This is a genomic window from Shewanella sp. Scap07 (assembly GCF_013394145.1).
Taxonomy (GTDB): Bacteria; Pseudomonadota; Gammaproteobacteria; order Enterobacterales; family Shewanellaceae; genus Shewanella; species Shewanella waksmanii.
Genome location: NZ_CP041329.1, coordinates 1,632,887 through 1,649,816 on the forward strand (window position 1 = coordinate 1,632,887; position 16,930 = coordinate 1,649,816).

Below are 16,930 nucleotides of genomic sequence, written 5' to 3' on the forward strand. Positions count from 1 at the left end.
TCCATTCGTACTCAAAACGAAGAAAATAATAAATGACGACTCTAAGTTACGCTGATTCAGCGCTCTCGTTGCTACCACCTGTGGTTGCAATTCTCATGGCCATATTTACTCGTAAAGTGCTGCTATCTCTCGGTGTGGGTATCTTATTGGGTATCTTGCTCATTACCGATTTTGCCGTAGTCGATTCAGGTCAGTACTTGGCTAACCAAGCCGTAGGCCTGTTTTGGGAAGACGGTGCCATGAACAGCTGGAATGTTTATTTGCTGGGCTTCTTAATCCTACTAGGAATGATCACAGCGTTAATTACTGTGAGCGGAGCAGCAAAAGCGTTTGCAGAATGGGCAAGAACTCGTATTCGCAATAAGCGTGACGCCAAGTTGCTGACCATGTTCTTGGGGTGTGTGGTTTTTATTGATGATTACTTCAATAGCTTAGTTGTGGGTAGCGTTGCGAGACCGCTCACCGATCGTTATTACATCTCTCGTAGTAAATTAGCTTATCTACTCGATAGCACCGCAGCACCTATCTGCGTTATATCACCAGTGTCGAGTTGGGGCGCATATATTATTGCATTAATCGGCGGTATTTTAACTGCACATGGCTTTACCGATACTGGCCATTTAAGCGTGTTTGTGCAAATGATTCCCATGAATTTCTATGCCATTTTTGCACTATTATTGCTGCTGTGTGTGGCCTTTATGGGGCTAGATGTTGGCCCGATGCGTCAGCATGAGTTAAATGCACAAAAAGGCAATCTTTACGATGAATCAAAAGGCTTACCCCCTGGGGCTAACAGCGATTTACCTGAGTCTGATTCAGGTAAAATTATTGGTCTTTTCTTACCGATCACCGTACTCGTTGCCGCGACTATTTATTTCATGATCAGCAGCGGTGCAGATGCATTGGCAGCTGACTCGATTGAATTCTCGGTTATTGGTGCCTTTGAGAAGACTGATGTTGCCTGGTCATTGTTCTATGGCGCTTTGATTGGTTTAGCGGCAACAGTTGCGTTGGTTGTCAGTCAAGGGCTTGAGAAAGGGTTACTGGTTAAAGGTTTAGTTGCCGGTGCGCGCTCTATGTTGCCAGCGATATACATCTTACTGTTTGCGTGGACTATTGCCGGTGTAATTGGCCAACTTGAGACCGGTAAATATATGGCGAGCTTGGCTTCTGGCAATATTCCGTTCGCCTTGTTACCTGCGGTACTGTTTGTGCTAGCTGGCCTAACGGCATTTTCAACCGGAACTAGCTGGGGCACCTTTGGTATCATGCTGCCGATTGCCGCGGATATGGCGATGGGTACGCACACTAATATGATGTTACCTATGTTGGCCGCTGTGCTTGCCGGTGCGGTATTTGGAGATCATTGCTCGCCAATCTCTGATACAACGATTTTGTCTTCAACTGGGGCAAACTGTCATCACATCGACCACGTATTGACGCAACTTCCTTATGCAGTGATTGTGGCAATAATCAGTTTGGGTGGTTACACCGTACTTGGTTTTACTGAGTCATTAACTGCTGGATTACTGACGTGTACAGTATTGTTCATTATTAGTGTGTTGATTCTTAGAGTGAAGTCAAAGCAACCTGCATAGTATTGAGTCGTTATTTGTAACAACTTAAGCAGGGTTAAATACTAAGCACTTTATCGATTGATAAAGTGCTTTTTTATTTTAAGATTGCCGCTGTCTTTATTGGGGGTGGTATAAGCCACTAACAACTTCTTGAAATTGGGCTCTATCACTAATAATGGTCTTTTTATACTGCTATAATAAATGCATTAGTACTCAAAAAGGGTTAACTGGACGTAATGTACAGGCTTAACCATTTAGCCAATCCCGTCTTATTTTATTTAGCTTTGCTGTTCACGGCGCTGTTTTGTGCGCCAAGTTTGAGTGCCGATAACACACCGCTAAAGTTCGGCATATCCATTGGTTTTCCACCTTATCAGTACCAAGTAGATGATTATCCCGCTGGTTTCGATGTCGATGTAGCCAAGCTTATTGCAAACAGCTTAGAGCGAGATTTTGAGTTTGTTCAGGGGCAATGGGATACCGTGCTCAATCAACTAAGGTTTGGTGAAATAGACCTGATTGTTGGCATGGAAATTAACTCTATTCGTGCGCGTGTATTTGATTTTTCAGTACCTTATTATGAACGCCGAGATGCGGTATTTGTATTGAGTGGCAATCAGTCGATTAAACAGTTGGCCGATCTCGAAGGGCGATTGGTTGCGGGCGATCGGCATTCAACCTTACAAAGCCAGTGGCAGCAACAGCAGAGCTTATACCAATATCGATTGCAAAATACTGCCAGTAAAGCAGTGTCGATGCAGCGTCTTGATTCAGGCCTTGTTGATGCGGCCATCATGCCTGAGGCAGTGGGATTATTTTTAGCAAAACAGCGTGGCGTTAAAGTGAGTATTTTAGCGCAACCTGCATCGGGGACGCCGGTTGCTGTGGCGGTAAAAAAGGGCAATGCCAGTCTGCATCAAGAGGTTAATCAGGCCGTTCAGCAATTGCTGGACTCTGGTGAAATTCCCCAGCTGTATCAGCGATGGTTCCATCGTAGCGATAATTAGCGGCTAGTTAGTCGTCAGGTTATTATCGGTATTTTGGCATCGAGCGATAGCCAATAAGCCGGGCCAAACTTCATCATGGTTACTCAAGTATCCTATATGTTTGCTAAGGATCAAATTTCCCGTTAGCTGATTGGTATTACATCTGGATTGGGATACGGCGACGCGGTAAACTTATCAACCTTTTTCCCCGCTAAGGAAGCAGTTTTGGCTCAGCTTTATTTTTACTACTCGGCAATGAACGCCGGCAAGTCGACATCGCTATTACAATCCTCATATAACTATCGTGAGCGCGGCATGAATACCTTAGTGATGACCGCATCGATAGATGATCGTTATGGCGTGGGTAAAGTGGCTTCTCGTATCGGCATCGAAACTGATGCGCAAGTCTTTGGTAGCCAAGATGATATCGCTAAGGTCATTGAGCAAGCACATCAACAAAAACCGCTGCATTGTATTTTGATTGACGAGTCGCAGTTCTTAAGTAAGCAGCAGGTTAAACAACTGACCTATGTGGTGGACGTGCTCGATATTCCGGTGCTGTGTTATGGCCTAAAAACTGACTTTCAGGGCGAACTGTTTAGCGGTAGCCAGTATTTACTCGCTTGGGCAGACAAGCTGATTGAGTTAAAGACCATTTGTCATTGCGGCCGCAAAGCGAACATGGTGTTGCGCCTAGATGGCGACGGCAAGCCAATGCGTGAGGGTGAGCAAGTGGCCATTGGTGGCAATGAGAGTTATGAGTCAGTGTGCCGAAAACATTTTCGTGAGTTTCTTTGGGATCAATAATCTCGCGCTAACGCACTATTGCAGTGACGCCAGTAGCTGACGCACACTGGCGCGACTGTTGTCTATTTCGGTAATAATTGCGCTGGCGCTTTGTTGATCTTGTGCCATGGATGACCAATGTTGTTGCCATACATTTTTTAGCTGCTGTGATTGTTGTTGCAGTGGCACTGTAGTGATCATCGATAGGTCAAAAACCAAGTTTACTTTAATCCAGCCTTTGCGCGGATTGCCACCAATAGGATCCTTGTCATAGTGAGCGGCATAGACAATCGCTTCTAACTCGGACAGCTGCAGTAATAACTCAAAGCTGGCCGCACGCATGGTATTGTTATGCTCACTGATCTCCATCCGCCAAACGTTATAGCTAAAACCCACCAACGCAAACAGCATGCTAAACAATGCAGTGAATTGAAATAACTGACGACGAGATATCAACATGTCTGTAGTCATCCTTTTGTTATGGCTGCCATCGTGCCTCTATAAATGTGCTTGTGAACAAGTGTAGTGCCTAATTCAATGGCTTGTCACAAAATTAGGCGCGTTTAGCGTCGCGAAAGTCAGGCTTTTTAATCAGCTTTTCAAACGCTTGCCTGCTTAATCTAATTTAGCATTTGTGGTATTTGCGATCTGCTTCAAAATTCAACAAATGTAAACGCCGCTGATACATTTAATCTTGCACTGGGTCACAAACTCTCTGCGGCTAACAAGGCAAAATCCCGCCACCTTACTCTATATAACTAATTGAATCACAATGCGTAATAACCAGCCTGTGACAAACCAACAAGTGAGTTTGGCGGATGAAGATATCTTACTATCCACCACAGATCTCAAAGGTAACATTCGCTATGCCAATGATGATTTTTGCCGCATTTGTGGGTTTGAGCAGCAAGAGCTTGTCGGCCAACCTCATAATATTGTGCGTCACCCAGATATGCCCGAGCAGGCCTATAAAATGCTATGGCAAAGCTTGAAGCAAAACCAGTCTTGGATGGGGGTGGTTAAAAACCGCTGTAAAGATGGCGGCTATTATTGGGTTAATGCCTATGTGGCACCAGTGGTTAAAGATGGCAAGGTAGAGGAATACCAATCGGTGCGCCGCCGCGCCAGTGAGTCACAGATTGAGCGTGCTAGTAGTGCCTATGCCAACATACAAAGTGGTCAGTCTCCGGCAGAACTCGATAAGCCGTTATTGAGTTTCACAGGGCAAATCAAGCTGCATGCATTGGCGATGCTCATACTAAGCTTAGGCTGCGCTTTGGTATCACCTTGGCTGGCACTGGCGATGTTGTTGCCGATGTATGTTGGCCTTAACTTTATTCTAAAGCCGCTTAAGCAGCTCAACCAGCAGGCACAAGCGGTAATTGATGATCCGGTGGCGCGACATATTTATACCGGACGTAATGATGAGATTGGTAATATCGCCTGCGCCATGGAGTTTGTAAACGCAGAAATATCGGGCGTAGTGGGGCGCATGGCTGACAGTGCAGCATCAATCGCCAATGATAACCAACAATTACTGGGCTCAATCACCGAGGCTGCAGGCAGAGCGGATGGTCAAAGCCAGCAAACCGCTCAAGCGGCTGCTGCGGTTGAGGAGCTAACAGCCAGTTTTAGCGAACTAAGCGGTCAGATCAAGCAAGTCGCCACCGAAGTTGAGCACAGCCAAGCCGCCGTTGCCAATGGCTATCAGCAGCTTGACGCCGTGGTCGCAACCATAGATGCATTGAACAGTGAAGTCGGTAATTTTGCCACTGTGGTCGCTGAGATTGAACAAGACAGTGTTGCCATTAATCAGGTGCTAGAGGTTATCAGCGCCATTGCTGAGCAAACCAATCTATTGGCGTTAAATGCCGCCATTGAAGCGGCGAGGGCTGGTGAGTCGGGTCGCGGTTTTGCCGTTGTTGCCGATGAAGTGCGGCAACTATCAGCAAGAACGGCAGAGTCGACTCGGCAGATAGATCAAATCATTGCCAAGTTTCAATCTAGCACCGCCAACGCCGCAACCACATTAGCGGCGGGTCAGGCACAGGCAAGTCAAGCAGTGGCATTGGTTAAAGATGCCGAGAGCGTATTTGCTGGGTTAGTGGCGACGATAGACAGCATAAATCAAATGACCGACCACAGCGCTAATGCCATGGGCGAGCAGGGAGAGGCGGCCACCGAAATCAGTGATTCATTGCAAGCGATAAGTGAACTGGCAAACGAAGGTTACAGCCAAGCGCAGCAAGATAAACATTTGGGTGAAAACACCGCTGATAAGTCATCAATGTCACGACAGCTTGCGCAGCAGTTTTGGCAACATTCGGTGCAACGGCTCAAGCGTAATTAACTATTGTCGTTGCGGCATTAAGCGTCCGTTGACGATTAATAAAGGTATACCGATAAAAAAAGCCACTCATATGAGTGGCTTTTTGTTGGCGCTTATTTGGCTTGTTATAACTGCATTTCAGGTACGTTTTCAGGCACCACTATTTTACCGGCAGTTTTGGCCACAATTTCTTCTACCGACACGCCAGGGGCGCGCTCTAATAAATGGAATGCACCGTCCTTGATTTCAATAAAGGCCAAATCGGTTAACACCCGCTTTATGCAGCCATATCCTGTGAGTGGCAGTTCGCATACTGGCAGCAGCTTAGAGTTACCTTTTTTATCGGCGTGCATCATAGTGACAATGATGTTGTCTGCACCGGCAACCAAATCCATTGCGCCGCCCATGCCTTTAATGAGCTTGCCTGGGATCATCCACGAGGCAATTGAGCCATTGACATCGACCTCGAAGGCGCCTAACACAGTCAAATCTACGTGTCTGCCACGGATCATGGCAAAGCTTTCTGCCGATGAGAAGAACGATGCGCCGTCGATTGCGGTAACGGTTTGTTTACCGGCATTGATTAAATCGGCATCGATGGTCTCTTCTGTGGGAAACTCCCCCATGCCCAGTAGGCCATTTTCAGACTGCAACATGACTTCCATGCCCTGTGGAATATAGTTAGCAACCAAGGTTGGTATGCCTATGCCAAGGTTAACGTAGAAGCCGTCTTGTAGCTCTTGGGAAACACGCTGTGCTAATTGTTCTCTTGATAGTGCCATTATCGCTGCTCCCTTTTATGCTTTGACTGTGCGTTGTTCAATACGTTTCTCGAAGGTACCTTGAATCAATCTATCGACGTAGATCCCCGGTGTGTGGATGTGGTCAGGGTCAAGCTCACCAGGTGCGACAATATGCTCAGCTTCAACGACAGTAATTTTTCCGGCCGTTGCCATCATTGGGTTGAAGTTGGCTGCGGTTTTGCGAAATACCAAGTTACCCATGGTATCGGCTTTCCATGCTCTAACTAGGGCAAAATCAGCAGTGAGTGCAGGCTCTAGAACATAGTGTCGGCCATCAATTTCACGGGTTTCTTTGCCTTCAGCGACTGGGGTGCCGTAACCGGTTGCAGTGAAAAATGCCGGAATACCTGCGCCACCGGCACGGATTTTCTCTGCTAAGGTACCTTGTGGTGTCAAGATAACGTTGAGCTCTCCTGATAGCATTTGCTGCTCAAAGGTGGCGTTCTCGCCAACATAGGAGGCAATCATGGTATCAATCTGGCGACTCTTTAGCAGTAAGCCTAAGCCAAAGTCATCGACACCGGCATTGTTAGAGATAGCGGTTAAACCTGTGACACCCGTTTTTACCATTTGAGCAATCAGCCCCTCTGGAATGCCGCATAAGCCAAAGCCGCCAACCATCACGGTCATATCATTGCTAAGGCCTTCAAGGGCAGCTTCATAGCTGCCGACCAGTTTATTTAATCCTGCCATTATAATTATCTCCCTCAAAAGGTTGCAGCTATTGCGCTGCAGCCAGATTAATTCTTGATCGCCTGAGCCACTTTCGAACCATTGTTTCTGCCTAAGGCTTGGCTGATCTGATCACCCGCTTGTGCAAGTAACGCTAGGTCAATACCAGTGTCTATGCCCATACCGTGAAGCATATAAACCAGATCTTCGGTGGCAAGATTACCTGACGCCCCCTTGGCATAGGGGCAACCACCGAGTCCCGCAACTGAACTATCAATGACACTCACGCCGGTTGCTAAACAGGCAAGAATGTTGGCCAACGCTTGACCATAGGTGTCATGGAAATGCAGCGCCAATTTATCAACCGGTACGACTTCAGCCACAGCTTCAACCATTCTACGGGCATTGTGTGGTGTGCCAACGCCTATCGTGTCGCCAAGCGAAATCTCATAACAGCCCATTTTGTAAAGAATCTCTGCCACACGTGCGACTTCAGCAACCGCGATATCGCCTTCATAAGGGCAACCTAATACGCATGAGACATAACCTCTCACTCGCACATTGTTTGCTTGAGCGGCTTGCATGACGGGGGCGAAGCGTTCAATTGACTCTTCAATGGAACAGTTAATGTTCTTTTGACTAAAGCTCTGTGAAGCTGCGCCAAAAATGGCAACTTCATCCGCACCAGCGTCAAGCGCAAGTTCCAAGCCCTTTAAATTAGGGGTCAAGGCGCTGTACGTTATGCCATCAACACGCTGCAGCTGGCGAAAAATATCTCCAGAATCGGCCATCTGTGGCACCCATTTGGGTGAGACAAAACTGCCAGCTTCAATGCGCTTAACGCCAGCTTGCGCCAATTGCTCAATGAGACGCAGTTTGTCTGCAGTGGTGACGGCCACTTCATTTTGTAAACCGTCTCGGGGACCCACTTCAAAAATCGACACCTTATCGGCAAACATATTAGGCCTCTTGCTCGTTGGGTGTAACTTCTAAAAGCTGCGCACCATCTTCGACAAGCTCACCTGCATCAAAGAAAAATGCACTGACAACCCCATCAAATGGCGCTTCTATGGTGTACTCCATTTTCATCGCTTCCATCACTAACAAGCCTTGGCCTTGGGTCACTGCGTCGCCAACTTGAGCCAAGTGGGTGACAACCGTGCCATTCATTGGCGCTTTGAGTTTGTCTTCGTGGCTTGCTTGCTCTTCCGCTATTTCAGTTTGCACGGGTTTAAAGTGGTAACTGCCTTGGGGTAAAAATAAGGTAAAGCCTTCAGCATCTTGGCTAACGGGCACTTTGCTCTTGTGGCCATTTATTTCACCATGCAGCACATCGTCTTTAAGTGATGCCGATAACAACAGTTGCTGCTCATTAATTGTGACGCTAAATTCATTACCCACTTGAGTCAGCTGTAATTGTTGTAGCTGGTTAGTATCATCTAACAGTGCAATAGGGTGAATACTGGCACTGTTAAGCCTAAAGCCATTGGCGAGTCCCCAAGGAGAGTAGGGATCTTGGCTGTTTACGGCGTCGGCTTTAGCTTGTTGCTGCTGCGCGCATACGGTGTACAAAGCGGCCATGGCTAGCGCTTGATTGTGTTGGTCTTCATTGTCGTCGAGTCTCGGGCCAATCAGACTGTCTCCATAACGCTCAATAAAGTCGGTACAAAAATCGGCATCGGCAAAGGCTTGATGCTCTGCGATGTTGGCTAAAAATTCGATATTGTGTTTTAGCCCAGTAATTTGATATGAGCCTAACGCGTGCACTAGGCGTTGTAATGCCCGAGGGCGTGATTCATCCCAAACTATCAACTTGGCGATCATTGGGTCATAGAAATTACTGATGACATCGTTTTCGCGGATCCCAGAGTCGATGCGCACAAACTTATTCTGTTGTGGTTCACGCAAGAAATTGAGCTTACCGCTGGCAGGCAGAAAGTCATTGTGTGGGTCTTCCGCATAGATACGCACTTCGAACGAATGGCCGTGAATGCGCACTTCATTTTGTTTCAATGGTAGTGGCGAGTTACTGGCGACCATTAACTGCCATTTTACCAAATCTTGGCCGGTGACCAGTTCAGTGACCGGATGTTCAACCTGCAAGCGGGTATTCATTTCCATGAAATAAAAACTGTCGTCAGTATCCAGTAGAAACTCCACGGTACCGGCGCCTACATAGTCAATGGCCTTGGCAGCAGCAACAGCCGCTTCACCCATTTGTTTACGCAGGGCATCGCTCAAACCCGGTGCTGGTGCTTCTTCTACCACTTTTTGGTGGCGACGTTGAATCGAACAGTCGCGATCGGAGAGGTAAATGCAGTCGCCAAAGTTATCGGCAAATACTTGTACTTCTACGTGGCGGGGTTGACGCAAATAACGTTCAATCAGGAGCTTATCATTGCCAAAAGAAGATGCTGCTTCACGTCGTGCAGAGTTGATGGCCTCTAACGCCTCAGCTTGGGATTCAACAATACGCATCCCTTTACCGCCACCGCCGTAGGCTGCTTTTATGAGTTGCGGGAAGCCAATCTCGGTTGATGCTTTTAGCAGTACTTGATCAGATTGTTCATCACCATGGTAGCCCGGCACTAGCGGGACGTTAGCTTTGCCCATGATCTCTTTAGCGGCACTTTTGCTGCCCATGGCGTCAATTGCTGCCGCGCCAGGGCCAACGAAGGCAATATCGTTTTGTTCACATAGGCGAGCAAAATCGGCGTTTTCTGATAAGAAACCATAGCCTGGGTGAATCGCCTGTGCGCCTGCTCGTTTAGCGATCTCTATGATTAATTCGCCCTTCAGATAAGAATCTGCTGGTGCGCTGCCGCCAAGATAAAATGACTCATCGGCCATGGCAACATGGCGGGCCTCTTTATCCGCATCGGAGTAGAGGGCAACGGTGCTAACGCCCATGGCTTTAGCGGTTTTGATGATACGGCAAGCAATCTCACCGCGGTTTGCAATCAGTAATTTGGTAAACATATCAGGACACTCTCTGTGTTGTGTTTACAAAAGGGCCAGTGAGGATATTATTCATTGTTGTTATGCCTCAGTTTGCCATTGGGGGGCGCGCTTATCGAAAAAGGCATTGAGCCCTTCTTGACCTTCATCGGAGACTCGAATGCGGGCGATACGCTCACTGGTGTGGGCACGGGTATCGTCATCAATCTCGCCATTTTCTAAGTGGCTTAACAGTGCCTTAGTCCATGACATACCTTGTGGGCTATTGGCTTTAAACGCATCGATAAAAGGTTGTGCTGCGGCGAGTAATTCATCGTTAATTTCGTGAATGACTTGAAGGCGTTGTGCGGTAGTCACATCGAATCGCTCGGCGGTCATCATATAGCGCCGCGCTGCGCGTTGGCCCATGGCACGAGTAACGTAGGGACTAATGACTGCTGGAATTAAACCGAGTTTAACTTCGCTTAGACAAAAACTGGCGCGCGAATTAGCAATTGCAATATCGCAGCAGCAGATCAAGCCGAGTGCGCCACCGAAAGCGGCACCTTGCACTAACGCAATGCTAGGTTTAGCAAACTTATCCAGTTCATGCATTAAGGTGGCGAGCTCATTGGCATCGGCTAGGTTTTGTTGAAAGTCCATCTTGGCTTGCTTACGCATCCAATTAAGATCGGCGCCTGCGCTGAAGTTTTTTCCCGCAGCGCTGAGCACTAACAACTGGCATTCGTCGCGTTTAGCCAATACTCGTAGACTGGTGATAATTTCATTAATCATCACCTCATCAAAGGCGTTGTGTTTGTCTGCTCGGTCAAGTTCAATATGGCCGATGCCATCTTCAATATGGCAGCGGACAAAATTAAAATGTTGGGTTTCAGGTAGCATGGTTAAGCCCTTATTGTGTTGATTGGCTAGTGCCATTACATTCTGAAAACACCAAACTTGGTGTCAGCGATTGGCGCATTGAGTGCTGCAGATAGGGCCAAACCCACCACGTCACGTGTTTGTGCTGGGTCAATAATGCCGTCATCCCATAATCTGGCACTGGCATGATAAGGGTGGCCCTCTTTATCATACTGCTCGACAATCGGTTGCCTGAACTTGGCTTCTTCTTCTGCTGACCATTCAACACCTTTACGGGCCAAGCCATCACGGCGCACTGTTGCCAAAACGCCAGCAGCTTGCTCTCCGCCCATTACCGAGATACGCGCATTGGGCCACATCCACATCATAGTGGGTTCGAAGGCGCGGCCACACATACCGTAGTTGCCGGCGCCGTAACTGCCACCTATGATGACGGTAAATTTAGGTACGGTGGCGCATGACACTGCGGTGACCATTTTGGCGCCGTGTTTCGCAATGCCTTCATGCTCATATTTTTTGCCGACCATGAAGCCGGTAATATTTTGTAAAAACAGCAGCGGAATTTTGCGTTGGCAACACAGTTCAATAAAGTGCGCGCCTTTTTGTGCCGACTCTGAAAATAAAATCCCATTGTTGGCCACTATCCCTACGGGGTAGCCATGAATACGTGCAAAACCACACACTAAGGTATTACCGTAATTGGCTTTAAATTCATCAAAGTCTGAGTCATCAACAATACGGGCGATGACTTCTTTAACATCGAAAGGTTTTTTCAGATCGGTGCCAACGATACCGTAGAGCTCGTTGATATCAAATTGTGGCGGTTTAACCGCACTCAATTGCGCTTCGATTTGCTTGTTATGGTTGAGTCTAGCAACGGACTTACGGGCCAGTTCAAGCGCATGGTCATCATTTTGCGCCATGTGATCAGCCACACCCGATATTTTGGTGTGCACTTCAGCGCCACCAAGTTCCTCGGCCGAGACCTCCTCGCCAGTTGCTGCTTTTACCAGTGGTGGACCGGCTAAGAAAATGGTGCCTTGCTCTTTAACGATAATTGACTCATCCGCCATGGCTGGCACATAGGCGCCGCCAGCGGTACAAAGTCCCATCACTACGGCGACCTGAGGGATACCTTTGGCAGACATTTGCGCCTGGTTATAAAAGATACGGCCAAAGTGGTCACGGTCTGGAAAAACTTCATCTTGGCGAGGCAGATTAGCGCCGCCAGAATCGACAAGATAGATACACGGTAGGTGACAGCGCTGAGCAATTTCTTGAGCGCGAAGGTGTTTTTTTACCGTGATGGGGTAATAGGTGCCGCCTTTAACGGTTGCATCGTTGGCGATGATCATGCATTCAACACCGCTCACTCGGCCAATACCGGCGATAATGCCAGCGGCAGGTACTACGTCATCATACACATCATATGCGGCAAACTGAGATAGTTCTAAAAAAGGAGAGCCAGCATCGAGCAGTTTTTCGACTCGTTGTCTCGGTAGCAGCTTGCCCCGTGACAAATGACGCTCACGGGCGACGGCACCGCCACCTTGTTCAATAGTATGCAGTTGCTGTTTAAGGTCGGCCACAACGGCGGCCATCTCTTGGTGTTTGGTTTTAAACTCATCGCTACGAGCGTTGATTCGGCTGCTTAATTGCGTCACGGCAATGTCCTTCTTAGCACAAAATGAGGAGAGGTCGGCAAAGACGCAGCAGCGGGGAGTCTGCTGCGCCTCAATGAACTATTTAGATTCGTTAAATAGTTCACGTCCGATCAGCATGCGGCGTATTTCTGAGGTGCCCGCACCAATTTCATACAGCTTAGCGTCACGTAACAGTCGCCCTGTGGCGTATTCATTAACGTAACCATTACCGCCTAATAATTGAATGGCATCTAAGGCCATTTTGGTGGCTAACTCAGCACTATATAAAATGGCGCCAGCGGCATCCTTACGGGTGGTTTCACCACGATCGCAAGATTTAGCCACATTGTAGATGTAAGATTTAGCGGCATTCATTCCGGTGTACATGTCGGCAAGTTTGCCTTGAACCAGCTGGAATTGACCGATGGACTTACCAAACTGCTCACGTTCATGAATGTAAGGAACAACAATGTCCATACAGGCGGTCATGATGCCTAGAGGGCCGCCAGATAACACAACACGTTCGTAGTCTAGGCCGCTCATTAATACTTTTACGCCATTATTTAAGCCACCAAGAATATTCTCTTCTGGTACTTCCACATTATCGAATACCAGCTCACAGGTGTTGGAGCCTCGCATGCCTAACTTGTCGAGCTTTTGCGCTTGGGTAAAGCCTTTGTAGCCACGTTCAACAATAAAGGCAGTAATACCGTGGGCACCTTTATCTAAATCTGTTTTGGCGTAGATAACGTAGGTATCGGCATCGGGACCATTGGTGATCCACATTTTATTGCCGTTTAAGATGTAACGGTCGCCTTCTTTGCGGGCGTGCAGCTTCATCGATACTACATCTGAGCCCGCGTTGGGCTCGCTCATGGCGAGCGCACCAATATGCTCTCCGCTGACCAATTTTGGCAAGTACTTGGCTTTTTGAACGTCGTTACCATTGCGGTTGATTTGGTTAACACACAGGTTAGAGTGGGCACCATAACTCAGACCAATTGACGCCGAAGCTCGAGAAATTTCTTCCATGGCAACCACATGGGCCAAATAGCCCATATCTGCGCCGCCGTACTGTTCTGGTACGGTAACACCTAACAAACCCATCTCACCGAGTACCGGCCAAAGTTCATTTGGAAAGGCGTTCTGTTCATCGACTTGCGCGGCAATTGGCGCAATTTCATTGGCGGCAAAGCTCTGTACCGCATCGCGGAGCATATCGACATCTTCACCGAGGCCGAAATTGAGAGATGAGTAGAGTTGAGTCATGGTTGATGTCCTGTCATGTTCTTTTATTAGTATTGTTATTTTTGCTATCTATTTGCTTGTGTTAAATTTTTAAGGTCTTGCAGTATGGCTAATGACTTAAACTTTTTGTTGTTCTTCTAGGGCAGCGCGGCACTGCTGCTCAGCACTGTTAAGCTCCATCAGTACCACTTTGATGTCATCCATTTGCTGCTGCAGTGCTGATTTTTTCTCTTCGACTAAATCGAGCATGGTTTGCAGCTGTGAAGAGCTGTTTTTATCGGCATCGTACAGTTCGAATAGTCGACGGGTTTCTGCCAATGAAAACCCTAAGCGCTTACCGCGCAAAATCAGTTTCAGGCGTACTCGATCTTTTAAGCCGTAAATACGTGTTTGCCCACGGCGCTTAGGTTTGAGTAAGCCTTGGTCTTCGTAAAAACGAATACTACGGGTAGTAATATCGAACTCTTTTGATAGCTCACTAATGGAGTAAGTCGTCTGTGGGGCGTGGTTTTCGCTCATTAATAACACCATAAAATTTAACGTTTCCAGCACAATATATGAAGTTTACGTAAAGGTAAAGCTTGTGGGTGGCGCAGAACTTGAATTTGACTCAAAAAGGTGTCAGGAAAAACTGACGTTTTACTGATTAAAATGACTAACTTATTAAAATAATTAAATTTTTAAACGGGTGTTTAAATGGGGTTAGCTGATGGTTTTACCACTTAACGTCGACGATAGCCCTAGTTATTCTAAGGTCTAATGGGCAATTTTACTTAGCGCGCGATAATTGAGCTATCAGTATTGCCCATTATATAAACAATATTTGCCACTTGGCAGGGCGCTGTCACTGAGGGAATAACACGTAGATGTTTATACCTTCAATCATACAAGCAAGGGGAAGGACAAGTTGGTTTTGCATGGCGCGACCTTCACCACAAGGTGGTGGCCAAATTAATGCAAGTTGACTTGCCAAGGAGACTAACTATGAAGGATTTACATCAGCAGCTGCATCAACAAGCAAACCAACATCCCGATGAGTTTTGGGCACAAGCTGCGCAAAGCATTGCCTGGCAAAAAACTTGGGATAAAGTGCTCGATAGCGACAACGCCCCGATGTACCAATGGTTCAGTGGCGCCGAACTGAACACCTGTTACAACGCGGTCGATCGCCATGTTGCCCAGGGGCGTGGCAATCAAGTCGCGATCCAGTATGTCAGTCCTGTCACGGATACCGAATACGGCATCACCTATGAAGAACTGCAAGCCCAGGTCAGCCGTTTGGCGGGCTTTATGGCACAGCGCGGGGTGAAAAAAGGCGACCGGGTGGTGATATATATGCCGATGATCCCCGAAACGGCATACGCCATGCTTGCCTGTGCGCGCTTAGGGGCTATCCATTCAGTGGTTTTTGGTGGCTTTGCTGCGAATGAGCTAGCGACCCGAATAGATGATGCTAAGCCGACTATGATTTTATCTGCCTCTTGCGGTATTGAGCCCTCTGGCGTGGTGGCATATAAGCCGTTATTGGATGAAGCTTTGCAGCAGGCGCAACATCAAGTGAGTAGTTGCGTGGTGCTCAATCGCCCCCAATATACCGCTGAGTTGCTACCCGGCAGAGACTGGGATTGGCAGAGCTGTGTGGCTGCGGCTAGCCATATCGATTGTGTCAGCGTGAGCGCAACTGACCCGCTATATGTGTTGTATACCTCAGGTACCACAGGCCAGCCCAAAGGGGTGGTGCGTGACAATGGAGGCCACGCGGTCGCCCTAAGTTGGTCGATGAAACACATTTACGATATTGAAGCTGGCGATACTTTTTGGGCCGCATCCGATGTGGGCTGGGTAGTGGGCCACTCTTATATTGTTTACGGCCCTTTGCTGGTGGGCGCGACCACACTTTTATATGAAGGTAAACCGGTTGGCACGCCAGATCCTGGGGCATTTTGGCGCACTATTGCCAAGTATAATGTCAAAAGCTTCTTTACGGCGCCAACAGCAATACGTGCGATAAAGCGTGATGACCCCAGCGGTGAATACATCAAAACAGTCGATTTAAGCTGCCTTAAAAATCTATTTTTGGCTGGTGAACGATGTGACCCAGACACCTTGTATTGGGCGCAAGAGCAACTGCAAAAACCGGTGATAGATCACTGGTGGCAAACCGAAACGGGTTGGCCAGTGGCCGCAAATATGATGGGTACGGCACCCGTAGAGATAAAAGCGGGATCGCCTGCGTTGCCGGTACCTGGTTACGATGTGCAAGTGGTTGATGAAATGGGCGAGCAAGTTGCAGCCAATGAATCTGGCAATGTGGTGATTAAGCTGCCACTGCCGCCTGGCACATTAGCCACGTTATGGGGTAACGAAGCACGTTATAAAGACAGCTATTTGAGTATGTACCCCGGCTTTTATCTTACCGGAGATGCCGGTTATATGGATGAGGACGGTTATCTGTATATTATGAGCCGCATTGATGACATCATTAACGTTGCCGGACACCGTTTATCCACCGGCCGTTTTGAAGAAGTACTTTGCCAGCACGACGCCGTAGCGGAAGCAGCGGTTATTGGTGTCGATGACAAGCTAAAAGGACAGGTGCCATTGGGATTGGTAGTACTTAAAAAAGGCGTTCATTTAACCGATGAACAGCTTTACAAAGAGCTTATCGCGTTAGTGCGTGAGCAAATTGGTCCCGTAGCGGCATTTCGTTTAGTCAGTGCCGTACAAAAGTTACCTAAGACCCGCTCAGGTAAAATCCTACGCGGCACCATGCGTAAGATTGCTGACAATCAAGCCTTTAATATGCCAGCGACCATTGAAGATCCACAAACTTTAGATTTAGTGCGTAATGCGTTGACCCGCATGGGTTATGCCGATGCCCATGTGTGATGCCTTGCACCTGCAAGCGTGATAACAGGGCCGCAGCTAGCAGGTCTATATACCTGAATTAGCCTGGCTATACCTAGCTGATATAGGATCAGCTAGGTTTATCGCTTGCGGTGAGTAATATACAAATCACTTGTAACACAACACCATAGATACTCCCAAATTGGCTTACCGGCGATAT

At 47.7% G+C, this 16,930-nt stretch carries 14 protein-coding genes; 5 read left to right on the top strand and 9 right to left on the bottom strand.

Annotated elements, in window-relative coordinates; genetic code table 11:
* Positions 1–32 precede the first annotated feature (32 nt).
* From FLM48_RS07190 to FLM48_RS07200, 3 genes are all read left to right on the top strand, one after another.
* Positions 33–1,598: a Na+/H+ antiporter NhaC family protein gene (locus FLM48_RS07190; protein WP_179024183.1), complete on the top strand. Its 1,566-nt coding sequence runs from the start codon at positions 33–35 to the stop codon at positions 1,596–1,598.
* 215 nt (positions 1,599–1,813) lie between these two features.
* Positions 1,814–2,584 carry a transporter substrate-binding domain-containing protein gene (locus FLM48_RS07195; RefSeq protein ID WP_179024184.1) on the top strand — a complete coding sequence of 257 codons (771 nt, stop codon included), beginning with the start codon at positions 1,814–1,816 and terminating at the stop codon, positions 2,582–2,584.
* Positions 2,585–2,788: 204 nt separating this feature from the next.
* On the top strand, positions 2,789–3,370 hold the full coding sequence (locus FLM48_RS07200; RefSeq protein ID WP_028772278.1) for a thymidine kinase: 582 nt from the start codon (positions 2,789–2,791) through the stop codon (positions 3,368–3,370).
* Positions 3,371–3,385: 15 nt separating this feature from the next.
* Here the strand turns inward: FLM48_RS07200 and FLM48_RS07205 are convergent, their stop codons facing one another.
* Positions 3,386–3,808, bottom strand: coding sequence for a hypothetical protein (locus FLM48_RS07205; protein ID WP_028772279.1), 423 nt, complete (start codon positions 3,806–3,808; stop codon positions 3,386–3,388).
* Between the two features lie 313 nt (positions 3,809–4,121).
* Between FLM48_RS07205 and FLM48_RS07210 the strand changes: the two genes are divergently transcribed.
* A complete protein-coding gene (locus FLM48_RS07210) occupies positions 4,122–5,699 on the top strand; it encodes a PAS domain-containing methyl-accepting chemotaxis protein (protein ID WP_179024185.1) in 1,578 nt (525 codons plus the stop codon).
* A gap of 104 nt (positions 5,700–5,803) precedes the next feature.
* On the opposite strand, the gene FLM48_RS07215 is transcribed toward FLM48_RS07210, so the two are convergent.
* From FLM48_RS07215 to FLM48_RS07250, 8 genes are all read right to left on the bottom strand, one after another.
* Complete coding sequence (locus tag FLM48_RS07215) at positions 5,804–6,460, bottom strand: 3-oxoacid CoA-transferase subunit B (protein ID WP_179024186.1); 657 nt, start codon at positions 6,458–6,460, stop codon at positions 5,804–5,806.
* 15 nt (positions 6,461–6,475) lie between these two features.
* Positions 6,476–7,174, bottom strand: coding sequence for a CoA transferase subunit A (locus tag FLM48_RS07220; protein WP_028772282.1), 699 nt, complete (start codon positions 7,172–7,174; stop codon positions 6,476–6,478).
* A gap of 47 nt (positions 7,175–7,221) precedes the next feature.
* Entirely contained in the window at positions 7,222–8,112 is an 891-nt protein-coding gene (locus FLM48_RS07225; protein ID WP_179024187.1) for a hydroxymethylglutaryl-CoA lyase, read from the bottom strand.
* Position 8,113: 1 nt separating this feature from the next.
* Complete coding sequence (locus FLM48_RS07230) at positions 8,114–10,132, bottom strand: biotin carboxylase N-terminal domain-containing protein (RefSeq protein ID WP_028772284.1); 2,019 nt, start codon at positions 10,130–10,132, stop codon at positions 8,114–8,116.
* 60 nt (positions 10,133–10,192) lie between these two features.
* On the bottom strand, positions 10,193–11,029 hold the full coding sequence (locus FLM48_RS07235; RefSeq protein ID WP_372847457.1) for an enoyl-CoA hydratase-related protein: 837 nt from the start codon (positions 11,027–11,029) through the stop codon (positions 10,193–10,195).
* Entirely contained in the window at positions 11,029–12,636 is a 1,608-nt protein-coding gene (locus FLM48_RS07240; RefSeq protein WP_179024188.1) for a carboxyl transferase domain-containing protein, read from the bottom strand. The genes FLM48_RS07235 and FLM48_RS07240 overlap by 1 nt, the downstream gene beginning before the upstream one ends.
* Before the next feature lie 78 nt (positions 12,637–12,714).
* The gene (locus FLM48_RS07245) at positions 12,715–13,884 is read right to left on the bottom strand and encodes an isovaleryl-CoA dehydrogenase (protein ID WP_179024189.1); all 1,170 of its coding nucleotides are present in this window, start codon (positions 13,882–13,884) and stop codon (positions 12,715–12,717) included.
* 96 nt (positions 13,885–13,980) lie between these two features.
* On the bottom strand, positions 13,981–14,382 hold the full coding sequence (locus FLM48_RS07250) for a MerR family DNA-binding transcriptional regulator (RefSeq protein ID WP_028772288.1): 402 nt from the start codon (positions 14,380–14,382) through the stop codon (positions 13,981–13,983).
* 465 nt (positions 14,383–14,847) lie between these two features.
* On the opposite strand from FLM48_RS07250, the gene FLM48_RS07255 reads away from it, so the two are divergent.
* Positions 14,848–16,752, top strand: a complete 1,905-nt coding sequence (locus FLM48_RS07255; RefSeq protein WP_179024190.1) for a propionyl-CoA synthetase — start codon at positions 14,848–14,850, stop codon at positions 16,750–16,752.
* Positions 16,753–16,930 lie beyond the last annotated feature (178 nt).

Bases quoted from the DNA above. Each gene is read 5' to 3' on its own strand.
- FLM48_RS07190 (WP_179024183.1), top strand. From the start codon at position 33: ATGACGACTCTAAGTTACGCTGATTCAGCGCTCTCGTTGCTACCACCT.
- FLM48_RS07195 (WP_179024184.1), top strand. From the start codon at position 1,814: ATGTACAGGCTTAACCATTTAGCCAATCCCGTCTTATTTTATTTAGCT.
- FLM48_RS07205 (WP_028772279.1), bottom strand. From the start codon at position 3,808: ATGTTGATATCTCGTCGTCAGTTATTTCAATTCACTGCATTGTTTAGC.
- FLM48_RS07210 (WP_179024185.1), top strand. From the start codon at position 4,122: ATGCGTAATAACCAGCCTGTGACAAACCAACAAGTGAGTTTGGCGGAT.
- FLM48_RS07215 (WP_179024186.1), bottom strand. From the start codon at position 6,460: ATGGCACTATCAAGAGAACAATTAGCACAGCGTGTTTCCCAAGAGCTA.
- FLM48_RS07220 (WP_028772282.1), bottom strand. From the start codon at position 7,174: ATGGCAGGATTAAATAAACTGGTCGGCAGCTATGAAGCTGCCCTTGAA.
- FLM48_RS07225 (WP_179024187.1), bottom strand. From the start codon at position 8,112: ATGTTTGCCGATAAGGTGTCGATTTTTGAAGTGGGTCCCCGAGACGGT.
- FLM48_RS07230 (WP_028772284.1), bottom strand. From the start codon at position 10,132: ATGTTTACCAAATTACTGATTGCAAACCGCGGTGAGATTGCTTGCCGT.
- FLM48_RS07235 (WP_372847457.1), bottom strand. From the start codon at position 11,029: ATGGCACTAGCCAATCAACACAATAAGGGCTTAACCATGCTACCTGAA.
- FLM48_RS07245 (WP_179024189.1), bottom strand. From the start codon at position 13,884: ATGACTCAACTCTACTCATCTCTCAATTTCGGCCTCGGTGAAGATGTC.
- FLM48_RS07250 (WP_028772288.1), bottom strand. From the start codon at position 14,382: ATGAGCGAAAACCACGCCCCACAGACGACTTACTCCATTAGTGAGCTA.
- FLM48_RS07255 (WP_179024190.1), top strand. From the start codon at position 14,848: ATGAAGGATTTACATCAGCAGCTGCATCAACAAGCAAACCAACATCCC.